Below are 25,690 nucleotides of genomic sequence, written 5' to 3'. Positions count from 1 at the left end.
CACGCCGAGCAGGATCTCGAAGAAGGTCGCAGCGTTCACGAGGGGAAGTCTAGTCCCGGCGCCGCCGACGTGTGTGAACGACCCCGGGGTGAGAAAGACAACGGCCCCGGGATCATGAATCCCGGGGCCGTTCTTGGTCTTTCGCCTTACTTGGCGACGGTGACATCCACGCTGTGGATGCCGGCACCGTCCGGCTTCACCTCGGCGGAACCGTTGCCGGAGGCCGACAGCGCGCGAATGGTCCACGCGCCCGGCGCCGCGAAGAAGCGGAAGTCACCAGTGCCGGAGGCCACGACCTCGGCGGTGAAATCGCCGTTGCCGTCCAGCAGGCGCACGAACGCGCCACCGACGGTCTGGCCGTCAGCGGTCTTCACCTGACCGGTGATGACCGTCTCCTTCTCGACATCGACGCCGGCCGGAATGGCCTGACCCTGGGTAGGTGCTGCACACATAGGTAATTACGCTCCCAACTCGATCGGTGCACCGACGAGGGAGCCGTACTCGGTCCAGCTCCCGTCGTAGTTCTTGACGTTCTCGTGGCCCAGCAGCTCCTGCAGCACGAACCAGGTGTGCGAGGAACGCTCGCCGATGCGGCAGTACGCGATGGTCTGCTTGGAGCCGTCCAGGCCGGCGTCCTTGTAGATCTCGGTCAACTCGGCGTCGCTCTTGAAGGTGCCGTCCTCGTTCGCGGCCTTCGACCACGGCACGTTGATGGCGGACGGGATGTGACCCGGACGCTGCGACTGCTCCTGCGGCAGGTGCGCGGGCGCGAGGATCTTGCCGGAGAACTCGTCGGGGGAACGCACGTCGACCAGGTTCTTGGTGCCGATGGCGTTGATGACCTCATCGCGGAACGCGCGGATGGACAGGTCCTGCTCGGAGGCCTTGTACGCGGTCGCCGGGCGCACCTTGACGTCCTTGACCAGCGGGCGGCCGTCCAGCTCCCACTTCTTGCGGCCACCGTCGAGCAGCTTCACGTCCTGGTGGCCGTACAGCTTGAAGTACCAGTACGCGTACGCGGCGAACCAGTTGTTGTTGCCGCCGTACAGCACCACCGTGTCGTCGTTGCCGATACCGCGCGCCGACAGCAGATCCGAGAACTGCTCACGGTTCACGAAGTCGCGACGGACCTGATCCTGCAGGTCCTTCTTCCAGTCGAGACGCACGGCGCCCTCGATGTGCCCCAGATCGTAGGCCGAGGTGTCCTCGTCGACCTCTACGAGGACGACGCCCGGGGTGTTGAGGTTCTCTTCGACCCAGTCTGCGGAGACCAGGACATCGGAGCGAGCCATGTTGTTCCTTTCGGTGGTGATGCCGGGAGAAGGCGTGTGAGGTTGGTTGAGTCGATTTGTCAGACAGAAGGATTCGGGGCCGCGGACCGGAAGCGCGCGACGAGCGGATAGATCTTGCAGCCCAGGCAGATACCGAAGGCCGCGTTCAGGAAGGCCGCGAACAACGCGAAACCGGTGAAGATCGCGCCGAGCACGGTGAGACCACTCACGAACCCGAGCAGGCCCAGCACCGCGAACACCAGGCCGACCAGCTGCGCGAAACGTAGCGGCGCAACGGGTTCCAGCTCCGACGCCGGGCCGATGCGCGGCGCGACCACGCTCCGGTAGATGCGGCCGTACGGACTGCGCCCCGGGCCCTGCGTGGCGCCGAGCGCGAAGCCCACGGCCTGCACGGCCAGCAGCACGGCGGCCGCGGGGACGGAGAACGCGGCGATGATCAGGACGAGAGCCAGGACGCCGGTGGTGATCCAGGCCGAGAAACGCGGGCCACGGACATCCACCTGACCGGCGGGCGGGGTGTTCGGATTCGGGTTCGACATATCGGTGCTCCTGCGCTGAAAGGACTATGGGTCGAATCGCCGGAGGATCACACGACCACTCGACGGCGGGGACACATCCGGTCGGCGTCAGAAGGAAGACGAAAGAGCCGACCGGCTAGATGCACAGGCAGCAACAACCACCGAGCCGGCACAGGTCCACCGTGCGGCGTCGGGTGAGCATCAGCTCGCGGTTGGAATGCACGAGAGGGAGTTTACCCAATTTTCGGGGGAAATTGGACCCGGGGTTCGTAATGCTGGTCACTCGTCCGTACCAGGAACCGTCAGCGGGGCCACTGACCTGCGCAGATCCGCCACCTTCGGCACGCCCGCAATACGGAAGCGTTCCAATCCTCGAGAATCCAATACGAAAGTGGTCGGCAGCGAGAGCACGTTCAGCTCCCTGGACAGCTCCGGGTTCGCGTCGATGTCGACCTCGAGATCCAGCGGCGGCGCGGGCGCGTCGCCCAGTTCCGTCACCACGCCCGCGACCACCCGGCGTACCGCCGCGCACGGGCCGCACCAAGCCGCGGAGAAGTGCAGTACCGTCGGCCGCCCGTCCAGCACCCCGGCGGCGGACAGCAGGGCCGCGCGCCGCGATTCCGGTTGCGGCGCCGCGCTTTTCGCGGCCCGCACCCGGCCCTCATTGCGGCGCACCAGGACTCCCACCCCGAGCGTGGCCGCCAGGGCGATGACGAGTACCAGCACCGCGGTCATGGCTGCTGTAACCGATCCAGGTCGACGGTGACGTTCTGCCCCTTGCCCACCACCACGATCTGCCCGGCGCTGGCCTCCACGGTCGCGGGCCGGATGCCGAACGGCAGATCCTTGGTGTCGATGGTCTTGGTGAAACGGGCCAGCACCGCGGCCTTGTCGGCCTCGGGGACCAGCGCGGCGGGCGAGGCCTCCGAACCGCGATAGATATCGGTGGCGGTGATCCGCACCTGATCGCCGTCCAGCCGCAGATCCGCCAGCACGTTCACCAACCGGCCGCCGGTCGTGCCCGGCAGCGCGGGGGTATCGGTTTCGGAGCTCAGCGGGACGGTGCCCTGCAGGATGATGGCGCCCGTGGTGGTCATGCCCGAACCGCCGGAACCGCCGGAGCCATCGGACTTGTCGGGGGCGGGCGGGCCGAACACCTGCAGGTCCGGGATCTTGAACAGCCGGCCCAGCTCGACCGGTTCGATGCGCATGCGCGCCTGCACCGCGTCGACCGGGACATTGCGCACATTGCCGTCCACGAGATTGCGGAACGACAGGTGCACGCCCTTCAGATTGGCTTCCACGCTGATCTCGCCGGGGATGTCGGGCCGCATGGCCCGGGCGCGGATGTCGACGTTCTTATAGGTGTCGTCGTAAGCCTGTGCCACGAACGGGAATCCGTGGAAGGTCACCTCGGGGTCGGCGCTGAGGTTCGAACCGTCGCGCAGCAGCCGCGACACGCGGTACTCCGAATAGGCCGCCATCCCGAAGTCGAGCACGATCGCGAGACCGGCCACCACCAGCAGCCCGATGACCATCCGGCGGAACACGAGCCCACCGCGCGGCCCAGCTAATCCGCCTCCCCGCGCCTTTTGCCGACCGATGGGTGCCGCGACCGCGCCGCTGCGGACCGGCGGTTGCGTGCGGGGTCGGGTTTCGGGCGTCCCCGGTGAGTTACCCATACGGGCACGATATCTGTCGTCGCCTCGGGGAACGACCTGACGGGCGCTCGCAGTCGGCTAGTGAGCGGGTATCGGGCCGGTCGCGGGCGGGTGAAGGGCAGATTAAGCGGAACCGGACCAGACCAATCGGTTGCGACGGACGGCCGGAATACGTGGCAGTCGGCCGGGACACGCTAATGTAGGCAGCGATTACCTGTGATGACCTGCATGAGGTAGTGGCGGACAGTGCGGTAGCCACACACATGCCAGATGGGATGGAGGGCCCCCATGGAGCTGCTCCTGCTGACCTCCGACCCCAACCCCGAGTCGGTGCTGCCCTCACTGTCGCTGCTGCCGCACCACGTGCGGCCCGCACCGACGGAGGTGGCATCGCTGCTCGAGGCCGGGTCCGCCGATGTGGCGCTGGTCGATGCCCGCACCGATCTGGCCGCCGCGCGCGGACTGTGCCGTTTGCTGGGAAGCACCGGATCCTCGGTGCCGGTGGTGGCCGTCCTCACCGAGGGCGGTCTGGTTGCCGTGAACGCGGATTGGGGTCTGGACGACATTCTGTTGCCCGGCACCGGTCCGGCCGAACTCGATGCCCGGTTGCGCCTGCTGGTGGCGCGCAACGGCGGTGTCGCGAGTCCGGAGAACACCGGCAAGATCACCCTGGGCGAGCTGGTGATCGACGAGGGCACCTACACCGCGCGGTTGCGCGGCCGCCCGCTCGACCTCACCTACAAGGAATTCGAGCTGCTGAAATACCTTGCGCAGCATGCCGGCCGGGTCTTCACCCGGGCGCAGTTGCTGCAGGAGGTATGGGGCTACGACTTCTTCGGCGGTACCCGCACGGTCGACGTGCACGTGCGGCGCCTGCGCGCCAAGCTGGGCACCGAGTACGAATCGCTCATCGGCACGGTCCGCAATGTCGGCTACAAGGCGGTGCGCCCGGCGCGCTCGTCGAAGGGCGACGCGGTGACCTTCCCCGATACCGAGGGCGGTACCGACGATTCCGAATTGACGACGGCGAACGGCACGATCTGATGGCTCCCTGCACCGACCGGCTGCCCAGCGAGACCGCCGCGGAGGTGAGGGAGCTGCTGGAACGGGCCACCGCGGCCGATGGTGTGGCGCCCGTTTCCGAACAGGCGGTGTTATCCCTGACCGCGGTGACGCCGGCGCGTCATCTGGTGGACATCCGGGACGGCCGGGTGGCCGGATACGCGAACCTGACTCCCGCGCACGGTGAGCACCCGGCCATGGCCGAGGTCGCGGTGGATCCGCCGGCCCGCGGGCACGGCATCGGCGCTGGTCTGGTGGCTGCGGCCCTGGCGGCGGGCGGGCCCGGCGCGCGGGTGTGGGCGCATGGTGATCTGCCGCCGGCGCAGGCCGTCGCGGCCCGGCTCGGACTGTCCGTTTCGCGCGAATTGTGGCAAATGCGACGGGGTCTGGCTAACCAAGAGCTACCGGAACTGGCGATTCCCGAGGGTCTCGAGCTGCGCACCTACGCGGGCCCCTCGGACGACGCCGAGCTACTCCGCGTGAACAATGCCGCCTTCGCCTGGCATCCGGAACAAGGCGGCTGGACCGAGGGCGATATCGCGGCCCGCCGCACCGAATCCTGGTTCGACCCGAAAGGTCTCTTCATTGCCGTCGATCCGGCCGATCCGGCCCGCATCCTCGGCTTTCACTGGACCAAGGTGCATTACGACGAAGATCCGAACATCGGCGAGGTCTACGTGGTCGGCATCGATCCGGCCGCGCAGGGCCGCGGCCTCGGCCGGCTGCTGACGCTCGCCGGTCTGCACTACTTGCGCGAGCGCGGCCTCGGCGAGGTGCTGCTCTACACCGAGGGCGACAACGCAGCCGCCGTGCACACCTACACGCGGCTCGGTTTCGCGCGTTTTCACATCGATGTGGCCTACTCCACAGCCTCGTAAATTGCGCCCCGCTACGGTGCGGCAAACGTCACACAAGGTGCGCCCCAATCGGGGCGGTGTGTTCATCCCCTGTTCACCTGCCCAGGTCCAACTGTCAACCGAGCACACCTACTTTGCAAGAGGGCCGCATACCGCTGCCTGGTGCGCTAGTTCGCAGCGAACAGCCGCCACATGACGCCCGTCCGACCGTTGAGGGGTTGGACGCGCGGACCGTGATTCCCGTGGAGGAATAGGTGAATCTCAAGCGCAGCAGCGCCCTGATCGGTGTGCTGGCGGCAGCCGGTGCCCTGACCCTGTCCGCCTGTGGCAGCGACAACAACACGTCCGGCGGCACCACCGCCGCCAAGATGGACGTCGGATGCGGCGGCAAGAAGGCCCTGAAGGCGAGCGGGTCCTCGGCTCAGAAGAACGCCATGGACCGCTTCATCGCAGCGTACGAAGAGAACTGCAACGGATATACCCTGGACTACACATCCAGCGGCTCCGGTGCCGGTGTCAATGAATTCACCGGTGGCCAGACCGACTTCGGCGGCTCGGACTCGCCACTGGACCCGAAGAAGGGTGAGCCCGAGAAGGCCGCCGCTCACTGTGGTTCCCCGGCCTGGGACCTGCCGACCGTGTTCGGCCCGATCGCGATCACCTACAACCTGGGTGATGTGCACAACCTGGTCCTGGACGGCCCGACGGCCGCGAAGATCTTCAACGGCACCATCAAGAAGTGGAACGATCCGGCCATCGCGGCGATCAACCCGGGCGCCAACCTGCCCGGCGACGACATCCACGTGATTTTCCGCAGCGATGAGTCGGGCACCTCCGACAACTTCCAGCTGTACCTGGACGCCGCCTCCAAGGGTGCGTGGGGTAAGGGTGCGGGCAAGTCCTTCGCCGGCGGCGTCGGCGAAGGCGCCAAGGGCAACGAGGGCACCTCCGCGGCGATCAAGTCCACCAAGGGTTCGATCACCTACAACGAGTGGTCCTTCGCGAAGGCGCAGGGCCTGAACATGGCCCGCATCATCACCTCCGCCGGCCCGACCCCGGTGGACCTGACCGTCGAGTCGGCGCAGAAGGCCGTCGCCGGTGTACAGGTCAAGGGACAGGGCAACGACCTGGTGCTGGACACCAGCTCGTTCTACAACCCCACCGCCCAGGGCGCCTACCCGATCATGCTGGCCACCTACGAGCTGGTGTGCTCGAAGTACAGCGACGCCGGTACCGCGCAGGCGGTCAAGGCGTTCTTGACGTCCGCGGTCGGCAATGGTCAGAACGGTCTGGACCAGGCCGGATACATCCCGATCCCGGACGCCTTCAAGACCAAGCTGACGACCGCGATCAACGCCATTTCCTGATCGAAGAACGACGACACGATGACCGTGCACGACGAGAAATCATCCGCGGGCCTGTCCGAAACGACCGGCCCGTCGGAAGATCGCGCCAAGCAGCCGGGGGATACTGCGCTCATGCCGAACGAACCCAGCACGAAGCCGGCCGCGCGGCGCGGCGCACCCAAGAAGTACGGCGCGGAGTTCGTCTTCCGCTCGGCGGCCACGGCCGCCGGCGGAATCATCGTCGCCGCAATCGGTTTGATCGCGCTGTTCCTGTTGATCCAGGCCTGGCCTTCTGTGATGGCGAACAAGGCGAACTTCTTCACCAGTAGCGAGTTCAACACCACGAACGCCGACAACTTGCGTTTCGGCATCCGGGACCTGTTCATGGTCACGGTGCTGAGCTCGCTGTTCGCGCTGGCCATCGCGGTGCCGATCGGCGTGGGTATCGCGCTGTTCCTGACGCAGTATTCGCCGAAGGTGCTGTCGCGTCCGCTCTCGACCATCGTGGATCTCTTGGCGGCGGTGCCGTCGATCGTGTTCGGTCTCTGGGGATTCCTGGTGCTGGCGCCCAAGCTGGAGCCGGTCCAGCACTTCCTCAACAAGAACCTGAACTGGTTCTTCCTGTTCGCGGACGGCGACGTGACCATCGCCGGTGGCGGCACCATCTTCACCGCGGGGATCGTGCTCGCGGCGATGATCCTGCCCATCATCACCTCCGTCAGTCGTGAGGTGTTCGGCCTGACGCCGCGCTCGCACGTCGAGGCGGCGCAGGCCCTGGGCGCCACCAAGTGGGAGGTCGTGCGGCTGACGGTATTGCCGTACGGCCGTTCCGGCGTGATCGCGGGCTCCATGCTGGGACTGGGGCGCGCGCTCGGTGAGACCATCGCGGTGCTGATCGTGCTGCGCACCTCGGCCACGGCCGGGCACTGGTCGCTGTTCGACGGCGGCTACACCTTCGCCTCCAAGATCGCTTCGGCCGCATCGGAATTCAGCTCGAAGCTGCCGACCGGCGCGTACATCGCGGCCGGTTTCGTGTTGTTCGCGCTGACCTTTGTGGTCAACGCCCTGGCTCGGCTCGCGGCCGGTGGGAAGGTGAACGGATGACCGCCACACTCGACAAGCCTGTCAAGGCGCCGACTTTCCGGCATGTCAGCCCCGCCCGGCGGATCAAGAACAACCTGGCCACCGGTCTGGTGTGGCTCTCCTTCGGCATCGCGCTGGTGCCACTGTTGTGGGTGCTCTACATCGTCATCGAGAAGGGCGCGCACTCCATCGCGTCGGCGGACTGGTGGTCCAAGTCCCAGAAGGGCCTCCTGCCCGAACAGTACGGTGGCGGTGTCTATCACGCCATCTACGGCACCATCGCGCAATCGGCAGTGGCCGCGGTCATAGCGGTACCGCTAGGCATCATGGCGGCGATCTTCCTGGTCGAGTACGGGCGAGGCTGGCTGGCGAAGACCACCACCTTCATGGTGGACATCCTGGCCGGTGTGCCGTCGATCGTCGCGGCGCTGTTCATCTTCGCGGCCTGGATATCGACCCTGGGTTTCCCGCAGAGCGCGTTCGCGGTGTCGCTGGCGCTGGTGCTGCTCATGCTGCCGGTGGTGGTGCGCTCCACCGAGGAGATGCTCAAGCTGGTGCCGGATGAGCTGCGTGAAGCCTCGTACGCGCTCGGCGTTCCGAAGTGGAAGACCATCGTGCGCATCGTCGTTCCGACCGCGGCCCCGGGCATGATCTCGGGCATGCTGCTGGCCGTCGCCCGTGTCATGGGCGAAACCGCGCCGGTACTGGTACTGGTCGGCTATTCGAAGTCGATCAACTTCGACCTCTTCAACGGGAATATGGCCTCGCTGCCGTTGATGATGTACCAGGAGTTGGCGAATCCGGAGCCGGCCGGCCGGGCCCGCGTGTGGGGTGCGGCGTTGACGCTGATCCTGATCATCGCGGCGCTCTACGCCCTGGCCGCAGTGGCCAACAAGCTGCTCACGCGGAACCGATAGGAACGGAAGAGACTGATGGCCAAGCGCATTGACGTCAAAGACCTCAATATCTACTACGCAAAGTTCCATGCGGTCGCCAACGTGTCGCTGACCGTGTTGCCCCGCAGCGTGACGGCGTTCATCGGTCCATCGGGCTGCGGTAAGTCCACTGTTCTGCGCGCCCTGAACCGCATGCACGAGGTCACCCCGGAGGCCCGCGTCGAGGGCGCGGTGCTGCTGGACGGCGAGGACATCTACGGCGCGCAGGTCGACCCGGTCGGCGTGCGCCGCACCATCGGCATGGTGTTCCAGCGCCCGAACCCGTTCCCTACCATGTCCATCAAGGACAATGTGGTGGCCGGGCTGAAGCTGCAGGGCATTCGCAACAAGAAGCGGCTCGACGAGGTGGCCGAGCAGTCGCTGCGCGGCGCCAACCTCTGGAACGAGGTCAAGGACCGGCTCGACAAGCCGGGCGGCGGCCTCTCCGGTGGTCAGCAGCAGCGTCTGTGCATCGCCCGCGCTATCGCGGTGTCGCCGGACGTGCTGCTCATGGACGAGCCGTGTTCCGCGCTGGACCCCATCTCCACGCTCGCGATCGAGGATCTGATCACCGAGCTGAAGAAGGAGTACACGATCGTCATCGTCACCCACAACATGCAGCAGGCCGCGCGTGTGAGTGACCAGACGGCGTTCTTCAACCTGGAGTCGCAGGGCAAGCCGGGCAAGCTGATCGAGATCGACGAGACGGAGAAGATCTTCTCCAACCCGTCGCAGAAGCAGACCGAGGACTACATCTCCGGTCGCTTCGGCTAAAGAGCGGCAAGCATTCGCTCTTTGCCGGAGAGAATGTGCGCCTCCATGAGGCGTGCGGTCTCTCCGGCATTGCCTACCGCCAGGTACTCCAGGATTCCCGCGTGCTGGGAATTCGAAGTGTGCCTGGCGTTTTCGGTTTCCAGGCCATGCCTGCGAAAAAGGTGTAGTTCCTTCGAGACGTCGTTGTAGAGATCCAGCAGGCGTGGATTACCAGACAGGGCAACGAGATCGCGATGTAGGTCGACGTTGGCCGGGTAGTAGTGGTCGACCTGTGGCACCGCCTGATCGAGCCGGGAGACCTTGGTGTGCAGGGTTTCCAGGATCTCGGGTGTGACGCCGCGTTCCGCGGCGAGCCGTCCCGCCAGCCCGAACAGTGATGCCCGGATGTCGTAGAGTCGCGCGGCCTCGTCCACCGAGATCTGGCGGACGAACATGCCCCGGTTGGTGCGGAATTCGACGAGCCGACTGAATTCCAGCTGCCGCAGGGCTTCTCGCACGGGTCCGCGGCTGGTGCCGAGCTGGGTGGCGAGCGCGGATTCGTTGATCCGGTCGCCGGCCACCAGCGTGCCGTTGATGATCATCTGCTCGAGTTCTCCGGCGATCAGGCCGAGCAGCGAGCTCGCCTGTCGTTCGGCCACTCGCTGTTGTAGCGCGTTGATCGCGTGCGTGTGCTCACTCATAGCGTCCGCATCCTCGCACGCCGGATTGTCAATTGCAAATCGTTGACAGTTGACGATTCACGCGCCCACACTCGGTCCATGCGAATCAAGGACATCCGGGCCAGCGTGCACGCCACCTCGATCGATGTACCGCTGCTGGAACACAAGGTGCGCGGCTACGGCCGGGAAGAGCAGCGGGAGTTCGTCTTCTGCGAAGTGGAGACCGACGAGGGCCTGACCGGCGTCGCCCTCACCGGGCACTTCCTCTCCCATGCCGTGGTGGTGGCTCTCGAACAGCACTTCCTGCCCGCCGTCGTCGACATGGACCCGCGCGAAACCGAGGCCATCCACCAGAAGGTCTGGCGCACACTGAATCCCCGCACCATGACCGGCGTCGTCTCCAGCGCCCTGTCCCTGCTCGACATCGCGCTGTGGGACATCCAGGGCAAGGCGGCGGGCCGTTCGGTCGCGAGCCTGCTGGGCGGGGCCCGCACCGAGGTGCCGGTCTACGTGACCTTCGGCTTCCCGCAGTACGACCGGGAAACCCTGGCCGCCGCCGCGAGACTGCAACTGGATCAGGGTGTTTCGGCGCTCAAGCTGGTGGTGGCCGTGGACGAGGGCGGCTGGCGCGAGGACGCGGCCCGAATCCGCGCCGTGCGCAGCGAGATCGGCGACGACATCGACCTCATGATCGACGCCAACTATCTGTTCACCCCGCCCGAGGCCAAATTCCTGTGCGGCGCCGTGGAAGACGTGAACCTCACCTGGTTCGAGGAACCACTGCATCAGAACGATGCCCGCGCGCTCGCGGATCTACGGGCGCACACCAGGATTCCGATCGCCGCCGGCCAGATGGAGGGTCACCGTTGGCGGTTGCGGGAACTGGTGGAGAAGCAGGCGGTCGACATCCTGCAGCCGAATGTCTGTTACTGCGGCGGTTTCACCGAGGCGCGCAAGGCCGCGCATCTGGCGCAGATCTACAACCTGCCGCTCGCGCACGGCGGCGGCTGGCCGCTGTTCAACCTGCACACCCTCGCCGGGCTGATGAACGGCTGGATCCTGGAATGGCATCTGGGGATGGTGCAGGTCGGTGAACTGCTCTTCCCGGACGCGCCGAAACCGGTCAACGGGGTGATCACGGTGCCGGACAAGCCGGGCCTGGGTCTCACCGTGGACCGGGACGCGTTGCGCTCGACCCTCGTACCGGCCAAGTGAAACCGGGTGAGTCGGATGAGCAGTATCACCGTGGACACACCGGCGGACGCCGTGGCCCCCCGGCCGCGCTGGCGCCGGGTGCTCGGCAACACCACCTTCCAGGTATTGATCGCGGCCGTGGCGGCCGCCGTGTTCGGGATCGCCGCGCCGGGTGCGGCGGCCGGAATGCAGCCGATAGCCAATGCTTTCATCGATCTGATCCAGATGCTGATCGCGCCGATCGTGTTCCTGGTGACCGTGACCGGGATCGTCGCGACCGGCGGCATGAAGGCGGTGGGCCGGATCGCCGGGCGGGCGCTGCTGTATTTCGAGGTGGTCACCACCCTCGGCATGCTTCTCGGCCTGCTCGCGGTGAATCTGCTGCATCCGGGGTCCGGAGTGTCCGCGCCCAAGCACGCCTCGGGTGAGATCGGCTCGTATGTGAAGGGCGCGGACGCGAACAATTCGTTCACCTCGTTCCTCGCGGATGTGGTGCCGGACAATGCCGTCGGCGCGTTCGTGACCGGGCACATCATTCAGGTGCTGATCTTCGCGGTGCTGTTCGCGGTGGCGCTGCTGCGGCTGCCGGACAGTGTTTCGCAGCCGATCGTGGCGGGCTGCGGCAAGTTGTCCGAGGTGTTCTTCCGGATGATCCGGATGATCATGCTGCTGGCGCCGGTCGGCACCTTCGGCGCGGTGGCGGCCACGGTCGGCAAGTACGGGCCCGAGACGCTGACCGCCCTGATGAAACTGGTGGCGGTCTCCACGCTGGCCCTGCTGGTCTTCGTGGTGGTGGTACTGGGCTCGGTGGCATGGCTGGCCGGATTCTCGCTGTGGCGCTTGATCTTCACGCTGCGCAAGGAGCTGCTGGTGGTGCTGGGCACGTCCTCCTCGGAGGCGGTGCTGCCGCAGTTGATGGAGCGGCTGGAGCAGGCCGGATGCCGGCGCAGTGTGGTGGGCCTGGTGGTGCCGACCGGGTTCTCGTTCAATCTCGACGGTGTCGCGGTGGTGGTGCCGATCTGCGTGGTGTTCATCGCGCAGGTGTACGGCGTGCCACTGGGTTTCGGGAATCAGCTGGGGTTGTTCCTGGCCTTCCTGGTGTTGTCCAAGGGCACCGCGGGCATCAGTGGTTCGGCCTTCATCACGCTCGCCAATACGGTGGCCGCCACCGCGCTGGTGCCGATCGCGGGGCTGGCGCTGGTGTTGTCGGTGGACCGATTTCTTTCTCTCGTCCGGGCTTTGACGAATGTGCTCGGCAATGCGGTGGCCACCGTGGTCGTCGCGCGCTGGGAGCCGGGCGGGCTGGATCCCGAGCCCGCGCTCGCCGCGCTCGGATATCGCCCGAAAACTGTTCAAGGAGTGTAGATATGCCTCGTATTGTCGCCATTCACGAAGGCGTGGTGCCGATCAGTTCGTCGATGAGCAATGCGTTCATCGATTTCAGTGCCATGGATTGTTCGATCGTCGCGGTGGAGTCCGATGTCATTCGCGACGGAAAGCCGGTCGTGGGTTACGGATTCAATTCCAATGGCCGTTACAGCGCGGGTGAGATTCTGCGCCGCCGGGTCATTCCGCGGCTTATGCATGCCGCGACCGAAGAATTGCTGACCACGGACGGCGCGTTCATCGATCCCGCGAAAGCGTGGATTCTGATGACCCGCAATGAAAAGCCCGGCGGGCACGGGGAACGCTCGGTCGCGGTGGGCGTCGTGGATATGGCGTTGTTCGATCTCAATGCCAAGCTTGCCGGTTTGCCGCTGTACCGCTGGCTGGTGCAGCATTACGGTCTCGGCGAGCCGGATTCGGAGGTGTTCGTCTACGCGGCGGGCGGCTATTACGCGCCGGGCAAGGATCTGCCGCAGCTGCAGGACGAGATGCGCGGTTTTCTCGCGCAGGGCTACGACGTGGTGAAGATGAAGATCGGCGGCGCGCCGCTGGCCGATGACATCAAACGGGTCGAAGCGGTGCTGGAGGTGCTGGGCGGCGACGGTGCGCGGCTGGCCGTGGACGCCAATGGCCGGTTCGACCTGGCCACCGCGCTGGAGTATGGCCGGGCGCTGGAGCCGTACGGGTTGTTCTGGTACGAGGAGCCGGGTGATCCGCTGGATTACGCCCTGCACGCCACGCTGTCGGAGCAGTATTCGGGGCCGCTGGCCACCGGCGAGAATCTCTTCTCGCTGCCGGACGCGCGGAATCTGATCCGGTACGGCGGGATGCGGCCGGATCGGGATTACCTGCAGTTCGATCCGGTGCTCGGGTACGGCTTGGTGGAATATTTCCGCATTCAGGAGATGCTGCGTGCGCACGGCTGGTCGTCGCGGCGCTGCATTCCGCACGGCGGGCATCAGTTCTCGCTGCATATCGCGGCGGCGCTGCGGCTGGGCGGCAACGAGTCGTATCCGGGGGAGTTCCAGCCGACCGGCGGCTTCGCCGATGACGCGGTGATCGAGCACAGCCGGTTGCGGCTGACGGAGTCGCCGGGGATCGGGTTCGAGGACAAGGCCGAGCTGTACCGGGTGTTCCGCGACCTGCACTGAGCTGCGCGAAGTGTGTCCTGCGTCATACGACCACAGCATGATTGTGTGACACCGTCAGTTACAGATAGCCTGACCTTCACTGGGTAAACCGATCGGTTTAGTAAGGGAGGTGTCGGATGACGGTGTCAACGGCGATCCGGGGATCCGGACAGACTGTGGCGACGCTGTCGCAACGCGGGAAGATGGCGGCCCTGGTCGCCATCTGCCTCGCGGAACTGCTCGTGGTCCTGGACAACACACTCGTCAACGTCGCACTGCCGTCCATGGCCGTGCAGCTGCAAGCCGACATGAGCGGCCTGCAATGGATCGTGGACGCGTTCACCCTGGCGTTCTCCGGCCTGTTGCTCGCCATGGGACACCTCGGCGACCGCTACGGGCGGCGGCTCTTCATGATCATCGGCCTGACCGGCGTCGCCGTCATGTCCGCCGCCGGCGCGCTCTCCTCCGGACTCGGCCAGGTCATCGCCGCCCGCGCCGGCATGGGCGTCTTCGCGGCCGTCGTCTTCCCGGCCACGCTGGCCCTCATCACCAATATCTTCACCAAGCCGCGGGAACGCGCCGCCGCCATCGCACTCTGGACCGCCATGGCCGGCATCGCCATCGCCGTCGGGCCGACCATCGGCGGCTGGCTGCTGGAGTACTTCTCCTGGCACTCCGTGTTCTGGATCAATGTCCCGGTGGCGGTCGTCGCGGTCGCCGCGGTACTGATCACCGTGCCGGAATCCCGTACGGACCACGTGGATCGGCTCGACCGCATCGGCATCCTGCTCTCCCTCGCCGGCGTCACCACGCTGGTGTGGAGCATCATCGAAGCGCCCAAGCACGGCTGGCTGGCCACGGAAAGCCTGGCCGGATACGTACTCTCGGTCGTGCTGCTGTCGGTGTTCGTGGCCTGGGAACTGCGGGTGAGCACCCCGGTGCTGAACATGAACCTGTTCCGCATCCGCCGCTTCGCACTGCCCTCGCTGGCCATCACCGTGTCCTACTTCAGCGCCTTCGGCTTCCTGTTCCTGATCACCCAGTACTTCCAGGGCGTGAAGGAGCTGAGCCCGCTCCAATTCGGGCTGCACTCACTGCCTTTCGCAGTGGCGGTCGGCTTCTTCGCACCCCTCGCGACCATGGCCGCCCAACGGCTCGGCACCACGGCCATGGTGGTGTCGGGACTGCTGATCCTGGCCGTCGCCATGTTCATCGCCGGGCAGGTCACGGTCGACACGCCCTACGTGGGACCGGTGGTGATCTCGATGATCCTGATGGGTCTCGGGTTCGCGGTGGTGCAAGGTCCCGCCACCGAATCCATCATGGGCTCCGTGCCTTTGGAGGAGGCGGGCGCGGGCTCCGCGGTCAACGACACCACCCGCGAGGTCGGCGGGGCGCTCGGTGTCGCGGTGCTCGGATCCATCATGACCTCGGTCTATTCGCACCAGATCGCGAGCCGGATCGGGAGCATCCCCGAAGCGATCATGAACGCGAAACAGAAGGACCTGGCGAGCAATACGCCGATCAGCGTGATCCAGATCGTCAAGGCCCCGGTCAATCCGTTCCTGGCTTCGGCCAAGGCGGATCTCATCCACGCGATGAAGGTTGCGGCGCTACAGGGTTCGCAATCCGCCTCGTTCGTCGCGGTCGGTGCGCTGGTGGTCTGCGCCCTGATCGTGGCGGTGGCCCTGCCGTGGCGGCCGGAAGGCGGTCAATCGATGCTGCTCGCCTGGCGTGAAAAGGAACCCGCCGCAGCGGATTCCGAGAACTGATACGACTCGGCGCCCGCACCGTGCCGTGCGGGCGCCGAAATGTCAGTTACTTCAGATGGACTCTTTTTCCGAATCTGGGTCCGGGGGCAGGACGCCCGTGACCAGGAAGACCACGCGGCGGCCGATCTCCACGGCGTGGTCGGCGAAGCGCTCGTAGTAGCGGCCCAGCAGCGCCACATCCACGGCCGCGGCGACGCCGAACTGCCAGTCGCGGTCCATGATCAGCGTGAACAGGTGCTTGCGCAGGTCGTCCATCGCCTCGTCGTCATCGGTGAGCTTGGCGGCCCGCTCGGGATCGCGGGTCTCCAGCACCTCCCTGGCGGTGGCGCCCATCTTGACGGCGACGCGGCCCATTTCGGCGAGGTAGCTGTTGACCGCTTCCGGCACGGCGTGATTGGGGAACCGGCGCCGCGTCATCTTCGCGACGTGCAGGGCGAGCACGCCCATCCGGTTCACGTCGGCGACGATCTGGATGGCGCTGACCACCTGCCGCAGATCGCCGGCGACGGGGGCCTGCAGGGCCAGGAGTGCGAAGGCCTTCTCCTCGGCCAGCTGAATCATCTCGGCAATGCGGTCGTATTCGGTGATCACCTGCTCCGCGAGCTCGAGATCGGCGTCGAGCAGCGACTGGGTCGCCCGCTCCATCGCCGACCCGGCGAGCCCGGCCATGCCGCCGAGCAGATCGGCGAGTTCGGCCATTTGTTCGTTGTAGATGACACGCATGACTCAAGACATTAGCGACAGCCGCTGACCAAGTCACCAACGGTGGGTGAACCATCGGTGCCGGTCGGTCCCGGTGCCGTCGCCGCAGTTCCGCCCGGGTGCCGCGGCACCCTACTTACACAGGTCGTCTGCGGCGTTGACGTGTTCCAGATCGGACGGCAACGTGACCGGAGCCGCACTCGGACCGCCCGCGTCCATCGGCGTGTCGGGCAGTTGCTGACCGAATGCGGTCGGCGCCTGCACGGTGCCCGCGAAGTCGGTGCCGGCCACCACTTCGATGATGCTGCCCAGCCCGCTCGCCGGTTCCAGTACCGCGCCCGGCACCGCGCTCGCCACGGTGCCCGCCTCGGCCTCGTGCCCGCTGGAGTAGCGGACCTTCGTCCGCGGCGAGGTGCCGTCGGTGTAGTTGCCGGTGCTGTAGATCTGGAAACCCTGATTGGACAGTTTGGTGGCGGTGGTGGCCGCGATGCCCGCTTGCCCGGAGCCGTTGGAGACCTGCACCGACACCGTGCTCGGATCGACGGCCATGGGTTTCGGCTTCTCCGTGGGAGTTTCGGCGGTGGCGGTGGTCGCGGTCTGCTTCTCACCGGGCAGCGGCTGATCGTCGATGACGGCGCGGAAGATGGCCTTGATATCGGATTCGCGCGGAATCTCGTTGCCGTACGAGGTGGTGCCCGCGGTCGGCGTGGTCAGGAAGGTGATATTGCCGGCCTGCATCTTCTGCAGCGAACGACCCAGTGTCAGCAGGTCTTTCGTATTCACATTGTCCATGAACGAGTGCTGCGCGAAGGCGTCGATGAAGCCGTTCAGCTTGCCCGGATCGAGCAGCACCTTGTTGGACAGCGCACCCCGCAGCAGCGACGACAGGAAGCGCTGCTGCCGGTTGATGCGGTCGTAGTCGCTGCGCTCCTCACCGTAGACATGGCGTGCGCGAACGTAATTCAGCGCGGTGCCGCCGTCCACCACCTGCTTGCCCGGATCGGTGAGGACGGTGCCGAGGATCTCGTCGACGAGCGGTTTGGTGCTGCACACCTCGACGCCGCCGACCACGTTCACCATGGATTCGAAGCCGGCGAAATCGATGCCGATGAAATGGTTGATCTTCAGGCCGGAGAGCTTGGTGATCACCTTGGTGAGGCATTTGGGCCCGCCGAGCGCATACGTTGCGTTCAGTTTGTCGCCGATGGCGGCCGGGTAGTTGGCGCCGGTGTAGGCGGCCTTCTCGTTGTCCCAGCCCTCACAGACCGGGCGGGACACGTCGAGGTCGCGGGGGAAGGAGACGGCGACCACGCGGGCCCGGCTGGCCGGGATATTGACCAGCATGACGGTGTCGGATCGGGCGCCCTCGGCATCGTCGGTGGTGCCGGCGCCCAGGCTGCCGTTCACGCCGGCGCGGGTGTCGGTGCCGACGAGCAGGAAGTTCTCGTCACCGTTCTGGCCGTCGGCGTCGACCACGTCGGTGGAGTTGTCGTCGAGCGCGGAGACCTGCTGGAAGTTGTTGTCCTTCTCGCGCAGGTAACTCCAGCCGCCGCCGGTGATGAGCAGCGCGACCACCGCGAAAACCACCAGCGCACTGCGCCCGGCCAGCTGGATCCGGCGATTCCGCTTGCGCCGGTTGAGCATCGGCTTGGTGAGCGGCATGCCGCCGACGGGCGACGGCAGCGCGGTGGTCGGATAGTCGGCGGGTGAGCTCACCCGGCGCGTCAGCAGGAACTTCCCGCGCGTCGCGGGCAGCGCGGCGGCGACGGCCTCGGTTACCGTCGGTGCGACCTCGGCAGGAACCGGAATGACGGCCTGTCCGCCGGTTACCGCCGGTAATTCGCCGCTGACCACCGGTAGTTCTTCGGTGATGGGATCGTCCGGCGACCCCACGGCCCGCACGCCGGGCCCGCCCTCGCTCGCCCGAAATGTACTGGAGTGCGCCGTTTTCGGTGAATTGTCCTGTTCCGCAGCGTCTTCCGCGGCGTCCGCCCGCGCAATCCCCCGCGCCCCCGTCGGCATCTCGGGCACCGGCCGGAACAGCGGCGCACTACCCACCGCGGGCCGATCCACGGGCCCACTGGAGTTTTCGATCGCCCGGGCAGGCGGCTCGGCCGGGGCCTGAGCATCCTCGTCCGCGGGGAAGCGCTCCCAAGGGGCGCGACCGCCGGGGCGCGGCGTCCGCCCATACCGATCGTCACCCACCAAAGAACCTCTCTTCGCTCTCGATGCCGCCGTCATGATAACGATTTCGCCACGACGAAACACTCGGGCAACCGTCCACCGCAGGTAGTGCAGAGAGAAGTGTGCCAGGGCGACCCCGTCACACCGCGGAACCTACGGTCACAATCGGCGGCGAACCGCGCGCCCGCTAACCGCCGCTGTGCATGACATCGGCGGCCGCGGGAACGGTGTCGTCCTCCGGGTCGTCGAGCCAGCCGTCGGGGAGGGCGACCTTCGCCTGCGGGGAGCCCTGGCGGCCGCGGGGGCCGAGGGCATCGGTGGGGAAGGGGATCTCGGGATCGAGCTGGGACACCAGGTCGGCGATCTGGTCGAGACCGGTGACAGTCGCGAACTGGCGGCGGAGGGCCGAGCCGACCGGGAAGCCCATCAGGTACCAGGCCATGTGCTTGCGGATATCGCGCATGGCCTTGTCGGCGCCGTCGTGCTCGACCAGCAGGGCGGCGTGGCGGTGCAGGATCTCGCCGACCTTGCCGAGGGTCGGGCCCTCGGGAATCGGCTCGCCGCGCAGGGCCGCGGAGAGTTCGGCGAAGAGCCAGGGGCGGCCGAGGCAGCCGCGGCCGACAACGACTCCGTCGCAACCGGTTTCGGCGATCATGCGGAGGGCGTCGTCGGCACTGAAGATATCGCCGTTGCCCAGCACCGGGATGCTGGTGACGGCTTCCTTCAAGCGGGCGATCGCGGTCCAGTCGGCCTGGCCGGAGTACAACTGCTCCGCGGTGCGCGCGTGCAGCGAGACCGCGGCCGCGCCCTCAGCCTCGGCGATGCGGCCGGTGTCCAGGTAGGTGTGGTGCTCGTCGTCGATGCCGATGCGGAACTTGAAGGTGACCGGGACATCGCCGGCCGCCGCCACCATCTCGCGCACGATATTGGCGAACAGCCGCCGCTTGTACGGCAGCGCGGACCCGCCGCCGAGCCGGGTGACCTTGCGGACCGGGCAGCCGAGATTCATGTCGATGTGGTCGGCCCAGCCCTCGCCGACGATGATGCGCACGGCCTCGCCCAGCGTCTTCGGGTCGACGCCGTACAGCTGCATGGACCGCGGCGACTCGTCCGGCCCGAAGGACATCATGTGCAGCGTCTTCTCGTTGCGCTCGACCACGGCGCGCGCGGTGATCATCTCGCACACGTAAATCGAGGTGGCGCTGCCGAATTCGCGGCACAACCGCCGGAAGGCGACATTGGTGATGCCGGCCATCGGAGCCAGCACGACCGCCGGGTCGACCGGGTACGGGCCGATCCGCAGGGCGGTCTTGGGGGCTTCGAGCGACGTCGTCACGCCGTCCAGTGTCTCATCCGCGCGGAAGTGCCCTGTCCCACATGCCCGCCACTATGGCCCCGCTCACACGCCGCGACCCTCACAGGATGCGCAACCCGCGCCACCGCATGAACCAGACCGCGACGACCGTGCCGATCGCCCACACCGCCAGCCCGACCCCGAGATGGATCAGCGCCCGGAAGTCCGCGGGCATGCTCCGGCCCAGGTGGTAGCCGAGAATGCCACGCTGCTGACCGTCGATGGGCGCGACGAAGTAGTAGAGCGCGTAGGGCAGCCCGAGGTGCGTGATCCAGGGCAGCGTCGTCCGCCACTGCCGGCGTTCCTGCCAGCGCCGCATGAGCGACCTGGGCTGCACCGCGAGCAGCGCCGACACCAGATTGCCCACGCCCAGCCAGGCCAGGATCGGCAGCGCGACATCGGGCACCGTGATGGCGATCGAGTGCAGGGAATGCTTGGTGGTCGCCGCCGTGATGATCGCCGTGGCCGCCAGCGTCGGCACACCCACGATCACCAGCAGCGACAGATTCTTGACCAGCAGGATCCGCCACATCGGCAGTCCCTCGCCGAGGCTCAGCCGTACTCGCGCGGTATCGACGCCGAGCACATTGGTGGTGGTGACATCGGCCAGCACGAAGGTCGCGAAGTAGACGCCGATGATGACCACCCACCCGTGCTTGTGCAGGGTCAGCGGCGAGATCAGCAGATACAGCCCGGACAGCACCACATTGAAGGCGATGCCCTCCAGCCACAGCGCGGGCGGCGTGAACGACCACCGCACCTCACCCGCGACCTGCCGCCACAGCCGTTGCTGCAACGGGATCGGCCGCGGCGCGAGCGGCGCGCGCTCGTGCTGGAGCTGCGTGAGCGCGCGGTCGCGAACAACGATGAGGGTGCCACGCATGGTTCACTCCAACGAGTCGACAAAGGCGCCTATCCGGGCCGCCACCACGTCGGGTACCCGCCGCGGTAGATGATGACCGCCGCCCTCGACCAATTCGAGTCGCGCCTCGGGTAATCCGTCGCGCAGGGCGTAGGCCGTGGAAATCGGCACGACTTTATCGGCCGGGTCGGCCAGGATCAATGCCGGGACGCGAATCTGCGCGAGTTTGTCCGTCCAGCTGCCGAGTTCGCGCAGCAGCGCTCGCTGTTCGACGAGGAAGCTGCGCCAGACCTGACCGTGCTCGTGGTGCACGCCGGCCAGCAACTGCCAGTACTCCGGCGCGGTGTGCGTGTCGGATCGATTGTGGTCCAGGCCCTTCCGCGCCAGCCACGGCAGCAGCGACCAGGCGGTGAGGGACAGTGCGGGCCCGGCGACGGGCAGGGCCAGCAGCTCGTCCAGCGGGGTCAGGCAGTGCGGCCCGACGCTGGCCACCAGGACCAGGCCGCGGACGCGTTCCGGGGCGAGCGCCGCGGCCGCGAGTGCGACGCCGCCGCCGTACGAGTGCCCGGCCAGCACCGCGCGCTCGATGCCCGCCTGGTCGAGGGAGTCGAGCAGCCAGCGGGCATTGTCCTCGATGGATCCGGCGGGCCGGTGATTGGCGCCGTAGCCGGGCCGATCCCAGGCGAGCGCGCCGACAGTGCCGGGCAGTCGCGGCAGTACGAGATCCCAGTCGGATCGATCGCCGGGCTGACCGTGCAGCAGCACCACCGGTTCGGTCTCGGTCGCGGCGTGCGCGGACTGCGCGGCCCGGTCACCGGACCGCGAGAAGGCATGCGCGCCTGATCCTTCCGGATCCCGCAACTCGAGGCTCATTTCTCCATGGTCGATCACCAGTGCTGGGCCGGCCTGTGCCGCAGCCGACAGATTGCTGTGAGTGGCGTTCGCACCCGGGAATTATGGCTGCGGGCGGGCACTTCCACGCAGGTTCCGGTGGCACGCGCGGAACGGCCCGGTGACACGCGGTCACCGGGCCGTCCGGGGTCTTTCGTGTTCGATCGGGCTCGCGGCGCGATCAGCTCGCCGACGCGGCGGAGAGCTCCTTCTCCCGCTTGGCGGCCTCACGGGCCAGCATGCGGTCGCGCTGCTCCTCGAACTTGTCGACGTCCTTGCTCAGCTTCTCCAGGAAGAGGCCGAGCCGCTCACGAGTTTCCTCGCCGCGGGCGGTGAAGTCGGTGCGCTCGAAGATGTTCCACTTCTTGAGCACGGGCAGGACCACTTCCTCCAGATGCTGGCGGAGGTCGTAGATGCCGTGCTTGGCCATCAGCACGCCGTTGCGGCGGAAGTTGGGCATGCCCGCACCCGGCATCTGGAAGTTCTCCAGGATGAGGGTGATCGCGTCGAGGGCCTGGTCGGGGCTGAGGTCCAGCGCCGCGCCGCACATGTTGCGGTAGAAGATCATGTGCAGGTTCTCGTCGGCGGCGATGCGCTGCAGCATGCGGTCGGCGATGGGGTCGTCGCACACCTTGCCGGTGTTGCGGTGTGAGACACGGGTGGCGAGTTCCTGGAAGGTCACGTACGCGACCGAGTGCAGGAAGCCGGCGTCCGCCTCGGTGGGGGAGGCGAAGCCGTTGGTCATGTGGATCATGCGCGCTTCTTCGAGCGCCACGGGGTCGACGCCGCGGGTCACGACCAGGTAGTCGCGCATCACGATGCCGTGCCGGTTCTCCTCGGCCGTCCAGCGGCCGACCCAGGTGCCCCACGCGCCGTCCTGCGAGAAGTTCTCCGCGATCTCACGGTGGTAGGAGGGCAGGTTGTCCTCGGTGAGGAGGTTGGTGATCATGGCCGCCTTGGCCAGTTCGCTCAGCCGCGACTGGGAGGGGTCCCAGTCGATGCCGCCCATGGCGGCGAAGTTGCGGCCCTCGTCCCACGGCACGTAATCGTGCGGGTGCCATTCCTTGGCCAGGGAGAGGTGGCGGTTGACATTCTCCTCGGCAACCGGCTCCAACTCCGCCAGTAGCTCGAGTTGAGTCAGATCCCTTGCCATATATGTGCCCTTCGTGTCGAACGTCTAGCGGTTGTACCCTCGCTGGCCTGCCGCCGCGGCCCATACCTTACGTCACCGTATGGTGATGTGAAACTCATCCGTGCGCCATTGCGGGACCAGTGAGAGATGTCATAAGAAGAGCGGCCCACGGCTTGTGTGTATCGCCGTGGACCGCAGTTCGTTAGCCGCGCACCGGACTCCGGTGCTCCACTGGAGATTTCACTTCTTGCCGAGTAGTCCGCCCAGCACATTGCCGAGCACGTTGCCCGCGTTCTGGCCGACCGCCTTGCCCAGGATGTCGCCCAGTCCGCCACCGCTCTTACCGCCGGTGGCTCCGCCGAGCAGGCTACCGAGGATGTCCCCGATGCCGCCTCCGGCACCGGATTCCGCGGCCGCGCCGCCGCCTCCACCCAATGCCTTCTTACCAAGATAGGCGAGAACGATGGGGGCGAGCATGGGGAGCAGCTTGGACATGAGGTCCTGGCTGATGGCGTTGCCGCCGACATTGCCGAGGGCGCTCATGACGGTGTTCTTCTCGGTGCCGAAGGTCTGGTCGACTATCTGGCTACCGTGGCCGGTGTCGACCTGGTTCATGTCGACGCCGCCATCGAGCAGGCCGGCGGGCTGTTGGGCGATCGCGCCCTCGATATCCGCGGCTGCCTCGGGGTTGCTGGCTTTTGCCTGAAGACCGCCCAGTAGGACCGGGACGGCCGCGGTGATGGCGGTTTTCGCCGTCGCCTCGTCGACGCCGAGCTTCTCGGCAATCTGGGCGACCGGAACGTTGGAGAGCAGGTCATCGAAGGAAGTCATGAACTCCGCCTGTGGTGATGGATCCCGGGAATAGCTCTACACAGGTCACGGTAGGTGAAATCCGGACAGATTGCTACAGATTCGCAGATGTGGCGAGGGGCCCGGAGTATGATTCCGGGCCCCTCGCTGTACTCCAGGATTGGAGCGCGCTGTGCCCCCACCAGGGCTCGAACCTGGGACCTGCGGATTAAAAGTCCGTAGCTCTACCAACTGAGCTATAGGGGCGCGGGACGACAGTTTACGGTGCCGACCACGCAACTGTTAAATGAGTATCCCATTGTGCTGGATGGCTCGATGTTTGTGCAGGTCAAGGTGGTTGACACGGGTGGGGTCCGGGCGTGCCCGGGGTGTCGGGCGGCGCGGCGCGCGATCCCGGCGGGTGTGTCGGGGGTGCCGCCGGCGGCGGGGCTCGATGATCGGTGGCGGCAGGCCCGGTTGACGGTTTGTTCGGCGTCCGGCTGACCGGCCGTGCCGATCGGGTGACCGGCCGTGCCGATCGGCGCGGCATAGGGGTGTCGGTCGTTGCAATCGGGGGGACGATGGGGCGCTGTGAGGGTGCGGACCGGTCGGTGGGGCACGCCAGTGGATAAAACCGGGGGGTCGGTAGCGTCCAACACGGATGCGTCCGGGGTGGGAGTGTGGGTGCCGGACGGTGCATTCGGAGGTAAGCGCCCGCTGATGTCAGGGGGCCGTCCCTGGTTCTGCAATCGTGTTGCCACTCAGTTTGTTTCGTTGAGGCAAGGTGTGAATATCATCCAATGGTGATGCGTGGCAAGCATTTTGGTGTAGGGGGAGGGGAACGGCGACAGCCGATGCCGGTGCGGGGGCGCCGGACGTCCGGCGATGCCCCATGCGCGGACACGTTTCCGGGATGTTTCGAGCCGTCGGCGAACGTCCGTGGGATATGGGCGAATTCGTCCTTTCGGACCAATCGCCCAGCTGGTAACTGGGAATTTGCGATTAACGTCAGGGGGTACGCTGGTTAACTGACTTTCCGGTACACCTCACGCGGGGTGTGCTTTACGGGTACGGTGACCGACTGGTGAATTCCCGAAGAACCGGGATTGCCCCGGCGGCACGGGATTCGGCCTATCGTTGATGTGCCCGAACGTGTCGCGACCGGTCTGGCCGATCGCGACTCGGACCGATCGAGGTTGCGGGAGGCGGACCGAGACAACTGCGCCCGAGTGCGCACCCCTCGTGGTGCACCCGGGCGGAAAAACTATACCAGTTGGTGTGTTTCAAGTTTTTCGCGCTTTTTCGTACCAAAAGTTTGGTAATTCGGGCAAGAGCCCGTTCTGAAGTATTTGAAAGACACGTAACTTTGCGTCGGGGACAGTTCTCGTAACCGATCCGCGACGGTAGCTAGCTTCGGAGGCGTTTCGAGCATGGCACGGCAGCAAGAGCGGGCCCGCCGGACACGCGCGGCGATCATCAGGTCCGCCGCCGTTGAGTTCGGGAAGAGCGGCTATGCCGCTGCATCGCTCAACCGCATATTGGAAGGTTCACGGGCGACCAAGGGCGCCATGTACTTTCACTTCGATTCGAAGGAGGATCTGGCACGCGCGGTGCTGGAGGCAGCGGTCGACCGCTATCGCGCCTCAACTGAAAGATGGCTTGCCCGAACAGATCTCGGGCCACTGGATGTCCTGCACGGCATGATCGACGAGATCGCGCTGCGACTGGAGAACGACATCATCATCCAGGCGGAGTTCCGGCTCATCATCGAGCCGGAGTTCTATCGCGACATCCAAGCCGGCGGCGGCCGCATCCTCGGCCGCGCCATCCGGCTGCTGACGGTCCGGGCAACCGAACACAAGCAGTTGCGACCCGACACCGATCCGGATCGGTTCACCCGCACCCTGGCGGCGGCCCTCGCGGGCCAGCGCTACATCGCCGACGTGCTGGGTGGTCCCACGGATCTGCGTTCCCGGTTCGCGGAGGCCCTCGAAATGCTCATCGAGGCCACCGGCACTCCCGAGTGGATGGAAGAGTTCCGCCGGGTGGGCTGGCGCACGTCCGCACGTCTGGAAGATCTCAATTTGGGACTGTGACCAGCAGATTT

Annotated in this window: 24 protein-coding genes and 1 tRNA gene; 11 read left to right on the top strand and 14 right to left on the bottom strand. The window is 66.5% G+C overall.

The window, feature by feature from the left end; translation table 11 throughout:
- Positions 1-146 precede the first annotated feature (146 nt).
- The 5 genes from ACH438_RS14145 to ACH438_RS14125 form a co-directional block, all read right to left on the bottom strand.
- Complete coding sequence (locus tag ACH438_RS14145) at positions 147-452, bottom strand: DUF1416 domain-containing protein (protein WP_397004994.1); 306 nt, start codon at positions 450-452, stop codon at positions 147-149.
- Positions 453-458: 6 nt separating this feature from the next.
- Positions 459-1,292, bottom strand: a complete 834-nt coding sequence (locus ACH438_RS14140; RefSeq protein ID WP_397004992.1) for a sulfurtransferase — start codon at positions 1,290-1,292, stop codon at positions 459-461.
- Positions 1,293-1,351: 59 nt separating this feature from the next.
- Positions 1,352-1,831 carry a DUF4395 domain-containing protein gene (locus tag ACH438_RS14135; RefSeq protein WP_397004990.1) on the bottom strand — a complete coding sequence of 160 codons (480 nt, stop codon included), beginning with the start codon at positions 1,829-1,831 and terminating at the stop codon, positions 1,352-1,354.
- Between the two features lie 258 nt (positions 1,832-2,089).
- Positions 2,090-2,545 carry a thioredoxin family protein gene (locus tag ACH438_RS14130; RefSeq protein WP_397004988.1) on the bottom strand — a complete coding sequence of 152 codons (456 nt, stop codon included), beginning with the start codon at positions 2,543-2,545 and terminating at the stop codon, positions 2,090-2,092.
- A complete protein-coding gene (locus tag ACH438_RS14125) occupies positions 2,542-3,348 on the bottom strand; it encodes an LmeA family phospholipid-binding protein (RefSeq protein WP_397005977.1) in 807 nt (268 codons plus the stop codon). Before ACH438_RS14125 ends, ACH438_RS14130 begins: the two co-directional genes overlap by 4 nt.
- Positions 3,349-3,759: 411 nt before the next feature.
- Between ACH438_RS14125 and ACH438_RS14120 the strand changes: the two genes are divergently transcribed.
- The 6 genes from ACH438_RS14120 to pstB all read left to right on the top strand — a co-directional run bounded on the left by ACH438_RS14120 (position 3,760) and on the right by pstB (position 9,528).
- Complete coding sequence (locus ACH438_RS14120; RefSeq protein WP_397004986.1) at positions 3,760-4,515, top strand: winged-helix domain-containing protein; 756 nt, start codon at positions 3,760-3,762, stop codon at positions 4,513-4,515.
- The gene (gene mshD, locus ACH438_RS14115; protein ID WP_397004984.1) at positions 4,515-5,411 is read left to right on the top strand and encodes a mycothiol synthase; all 897 of its coding nucleotides are present in this window, start codon (positions 4,515-4,517) and stop codon (positions 5,409-5,411) included. Before ACH438_RS14120 ends, mshD begins: the two co-directional genes overlap by 1 nt.
- Positions 5,412-5,644: 233 nt before the next feature.
- Positions 5,645-6,757 (top strand): phosphate ABC transporter substrate-binding protein PstS, encoded by a 1,113-nt coding sequence (pstS, locus tag ACH438_RS14110; protein WP_397004982.1) that lies wholly within the window; start codon positions 5,645-5,647, stop codon positions 6,755-6,757.
- Between the two features lie 18 nt (positions 6,758-6,775).
- The gene (pstC, locus tag ACH438_RS14105; RefSeq protein WP_397004980.1) at positions 6,776-7,840 is read left to right on the top strand and encodes a phosphate ABC transporter permease subunit PstC; all 1,065 of its coding nucleotides are present in this window, start codon (positions 6,776-6,778) and stop codon (positions 7,838-7,840) included.
- On the top strand, positions 7,837-8,736 hold the full coding sequence (gene pstA, locus ACH438_RS14100; protein ID WP_397004978.1) for a phosphate ABC transporter permease PstA: 900 nt from the start codon (positions 7,837-7,839) through the stop codon (positions 8,734-8,736). Before pstC ends, pstA begins: the two co-directional genes overlap by 4 nt.
- Before the next feature lie 15 nt (positions 8,737-8,751).
- Entirely contained in the window at positions 8,752-9,528 is a 777-nt protein-coding gene (pstB, locus tag ACH438_RS14095; RefSeq protein WP_397004976.1) for a phosphate ABC transporter ATP-binding protein PstB, read from the top strand.
- Here the strand turns inward: pstB and ACH438_RS14090 are convergent.
- Positions 9,525-10,208 carry an FCD domain-containing protein gene (locus ACH438_RS14090; RefSeq protein WP_397004974.1) on the bottom strand — a complete coding sequence of 228 codons (684 nt, stop codon included), beginning with the start codon at positions 10,206-10,208 and terminating at the stop codon, positions 9,525-9,527. The genes pstB and ACH438_RS14090 overlap by 4 nt on opposite strands.
- 78 nt (positions 10,209-10,286) lie before the next feature.
- On the opposite strand from ACH438_RS14090, the gene ACH438_RS14085 reads away from it, so the two are divergent.
- The 4 genes from ACH438_RS14085 to ACH438_RS14070 all read left to right on the top strand — a co-directional run bounded on the left by ACH438_RS14085 (position 10,287) and on the right by ACH438_RS14070 (position 15,669).
- Positions 10,287-11,402 (top strand): mandelate racemase/muconate lactonizing enzyme family protein, encoded by a 1,116-nt coding sequence (locus tag ACH438_RS14085; protein WP_397004972.1) that lies wholly within the window; start codon positions 10,287-10,289, stop codon positions 11,400-11,402.
- A gap of 15 nt (positions 11,403-11,417) precedes the next feature.
- Complete coding sequence (locus ACH438_RS14080) at positions 11,418-12,746, top strand: cation:dicarboxylate symporter family transporter (RefSeq protein ID WP_397004970.1); 1,329 nt, start codon at positions 11,418-11,420, stop codon at positions 12,744-12,746.
- Between the two features lie 2 nt (positions 12,747-12,748).
- The gene (locus ACH438_RS14075) at positions 12,749-13,918 is read left to right on the top strand and encodes a mandelate racemase/muconate lactonizing enzyme family protein (RefSeq protein WP_397004968.1); all 1,170 of its coding nucleotides are present in this window, start codon (positions 12,749-12,751) and stop codon (positions 13,916-13,918) included.
- 116 nt (positions 13,919-14,034) lie between these two features.
- A complete protein-coding gene (locus ACH438_RS14070) occupies positions 14,035-15,669 on the top strand; it encodes an MFS transporter (RefSeq protein ID WP_397004966.1) in 1,635 nt (544 codons plus the stop codon).
- A 51-nt stretch (positions 15,670-15,720) separates the two neighbouring features.
- Here ACH438_RS14070 and phoU read toward each other — a convergent pair whose 3' ends face one another.
- The 8 genes from phoU to ACH438_RS14030 all read right to left on the bottom strand — a co-directional run bounded on the left by phoU (position 15,721) and on the right by ACH438_RS14030 (position 23,850).
- Entirely contained in the window at positions 15,721-16,392 is a 672-nt protein-coding gene (gene phoU, locus ACH438_RS14065) for a phosphate signaling complex protein PhoU (protein ID WP_397004964.1), read from the bottom strand.
- 111 nt (positions 16,393-16,503) lie between these two features.
- Complete coding sequence (locus tag ACH438_RS14060; protein ID WP_397004962.1) at positions 16,504-18,576, bottom strand: LCP family protein; 2,073 nt, start codon at positions 18,574-18,576, stop codon at positions 16,504-16,506.
- A gap of 166 nt (positions 18,577-18,742) precedes the next feature.
- Positions 18,743-19,891, bottom strand: coding sequence for a tRNA dihydrouridine synthase DusB (gene dusB / locus ACH438_RS14055; protein WP_397004960.1), 1,149 nt, complete (start codon positions 19,889-19,891; stop codon positions 18,743-18,745).
- A 79-nt stretch (positions 19,892-19,970) separates the two neighbouring features.
- Positions 19,971-20,792, bottom strand: a complete 822-nt coding sequence (locus ACH438_RS14050) for a hypothetical protein (protein WP_397004958.1) — start codon at positions 20,790-20,792, stop codon at positions 19,971-19,973.
- 3 nt (positions 20,793-20,795) lie between these two features.
- On the bottom strand, positions 20,796-21,644 hold the full coding sequence (locus ACH438_RS14045) for an alpha/beta fold hydrolase (RefSeq protein WP_397004956.1): 849 nt from the start codon (positions 21,642-21,644) through the stop codon (positions 20,796-20,798).
- A 199-nt stretch (positions 21,645-21,843) separates the two neighbouring features.
- The gene (locus tag ACH438_RS14040) at positions 21,844-22,815 is read right to left on the bottom strand and encodes an acyl-ACP desaturase (protein WP_397004954.1); all 972 of its coding nucleotides are present in this window, start codon (positions 22,813-22,815) and stop codon (positions 21,844-21,846) included.
- 219 nt (positions 22,816-23,034) lie between these two features.
- The gene (locus ACH438_RS14035) at positions 23,035-23,625 is read right to left on the bottom strand and encodes a DUF937 domain-containing protein (protein WP_397004952.1); all 591 of its coding nucleotides are present in this window, start codon (positions 23,623-23,625) and stop codon (positions 23,035-23,037) included.
- 152 nt (positions 23,626-23,777) lie between these two features.
- Positions 23,778-23,850: transfer RNA gene (locus tag ACH438_RS14030), tRNA-Lys, on the bottom strand.
- Between the two features lie 1,163 nt (positions 23,851-25,013).
- On the opposite strand from ACH438_RS14030, the gene ACH438_RS14025 reads away from it, so the two are divergent.
- The gene (locus ACH438_RS14025; RefSeq protein ID WP_397004950.1) at positions 25,014-25,679 is read left to right on the top strand and encodes a TetR family transcriptional regulator; all 666 of its coding nucleotides are present in this window, start codon (positions 25,014-25,016) and stop codon (positions 25,677-25,679) included.
- The last annotated feature ends 11 nt before the right edge of the window (positions 25,680-25,690 follow it).

This window comes from Nocardia sp. NPDC020380 (assembly GCF_044386975.1).
Taxonomy (GTDB): domain Bacteria; phylum Actinomycetota; class Actinomycetes; order Mycobacteriales; family Mycobacteriaceae; genus Nocardia.
Note: the sequence above shows the minus strand (reverse complement) of the source record. Positions and strands in the feature narration are given on the sequence as shown.

What these genes read in the sequence shown, in the direction of transcription:
- ACH438_RS14140 (WP_397004992.1), bottom strand. Translation starts at nt 1,292, where the DNA reads ATGGCTCGCTCCGATGTCCTGGTCTCCGCAGACTGGGTCGAAGAGAAC.
- ACH438_RS14120 (WP_397004986.1), top strand. Translation starts at nt 3,760, where the DNA reads ATGGAGCTGCTCCTGCTGACCTCCGACCCCAACCCCGAGTCGGTGCTG.
- ACH438_RS14080 (WP_397004970.1), top strand. Translation starts at nt 11,418, where the DNA reads ATGAGCAGTATCACCGTGGACACACCGGCGGACGCCGTGGCCCCCCGG.
- ACH438_RS14075 (WP_397004968.1), top strand. Translation starts at nt 12,749, where the DNA reads ATGCCTCGTATTGTCGCCATTCACGAAGGCGTGGTGCCGATCAGTTCG.
- ACH438_RS14085 (WP_397004972.1), top strand. Translation starts at nt 10,287, where the DNA reads ATGCGAATCAAGGACATCCGGGCCAGCGTGCACGCCACCTCGATCGAT.
- phoU (WP_397004964.1), bottom strand. Translation starts at nt 16,392, where the DNA reads ATGCGTGTCATCTACAACGAACAAATGGCCGAACTCGCCGATCTGCTC.
- ACH438_RS14145 (WP_397004994.1), bottom strand. Translation starts at nt 452, where the DNA reads ATGTGTGCAGCACCTACCCAGGGTCAGGCCATTCCGGCCGGCGTCGAT.
- pstA (WP_397004978.1), top strand. Translation starts at nt 7,837, where the DNA reads ATGACCGCCACACTCGACAAGCCTGTCAAGGCGCCGACTTTCCGGCAT.
- ACH438_RS14070 (WP_397004966.1), top strand. Translation starts at nt 14,035, where the DNA reads ATGACGGTGTCAACGGCGATCCGGGGATCCGGACAGACTGTGGCGACG.
- ACH438_RS14135 (WP_397004990.1), bottom strand. Translation starts at nt 1,831, where the DNA reads ATGTCGAACCCGAATCCGAACACCCCGCCCGCCGGTCAGGTGGATGTC.
- ACH438_RS14125 (WP_397005977.1), bottom strand. Translation starts at nt 3,348, where the DNA reads ATGGTCATCGGGCTGCTGGTGGTGGCCGGTCTCGCGATCGTGCTCGAC.
- ACH438_RS14025 (WP_397004950.1), top strand. Translation starts at nt 25,014, where the DNA reads ATGGCACGGCAGCAAGAGCGGGCCCGCCGGACACGCGCGGCGATCATC.
- ACH438_RS14130 (WP_397004988.1), bottom strand. Translation starts at nt 2,545, where the DNA reads ATGACCGCGGTGCTGGTACTCGTCATCGCCCTGGCGGCCACGCTCGGG.
- mshD (WP_397004984.1), top strand. Translation starts at nt 4,515, where the DNA reads ATGGCTCCCTGCACCGACCGGCTGCCCAGCGAGACCGCCGCGGAGGTG.
- pstB (WP_397004976.1), top strand. Translation starts at nt 8,752, where the DNA reads ATGGCCAAGCGCATTGACGTCAAAGACCTCAATATCTACTACGCAAAG.
- ACH438_RS14045 (WP_397004956.1), bottom strand. Translation starts at nt 21,644, where the DNA reads ATGAGCCTCGAGTTGCGGGATCCGGAAGGATCAGGCGCGCATGCCTTC.
- ACH438_RS14050 (WP_397004958.1), bottom strand. Translation starts at nt 20,792, where the DNA reads ATGCGTGGCACCCTCATCGTTGTTCGCGACCGCGCGCTCACGCAGCTC.
- ACH438_RS14090 (WP_397004974.1), bottom strand. Translation starts at nt 10,208, where the DNA reads ATGAGTGAGCACACGCACGCGATCAACGCGCTACAACAGCGAGTGGCC.
- pstC (WP_397004980.1), top strand. Translation starts at nt 6,776, where the DNA reads ATGACCGTGCACGACGAGAAATCATCCGCGGGCCTGTCCGAAACGACC.
- ACH438_RS14040 (WP_397004954.1), bottom strand. Translation starts at nt 22,815, where the DNA reads ATGGCAAGGGATCTGACTCAACTCGAGCTACTGGCGGAGTTGGAGCCG.
- ACH438_RS14035 (WP_397004952.1), bottom strand. Translation starts at nt 23,625, where the DNA reads ATGACTTCCTTCGATGACCTGCTCTCCAACGTTCCGGTCGCCCAGATT.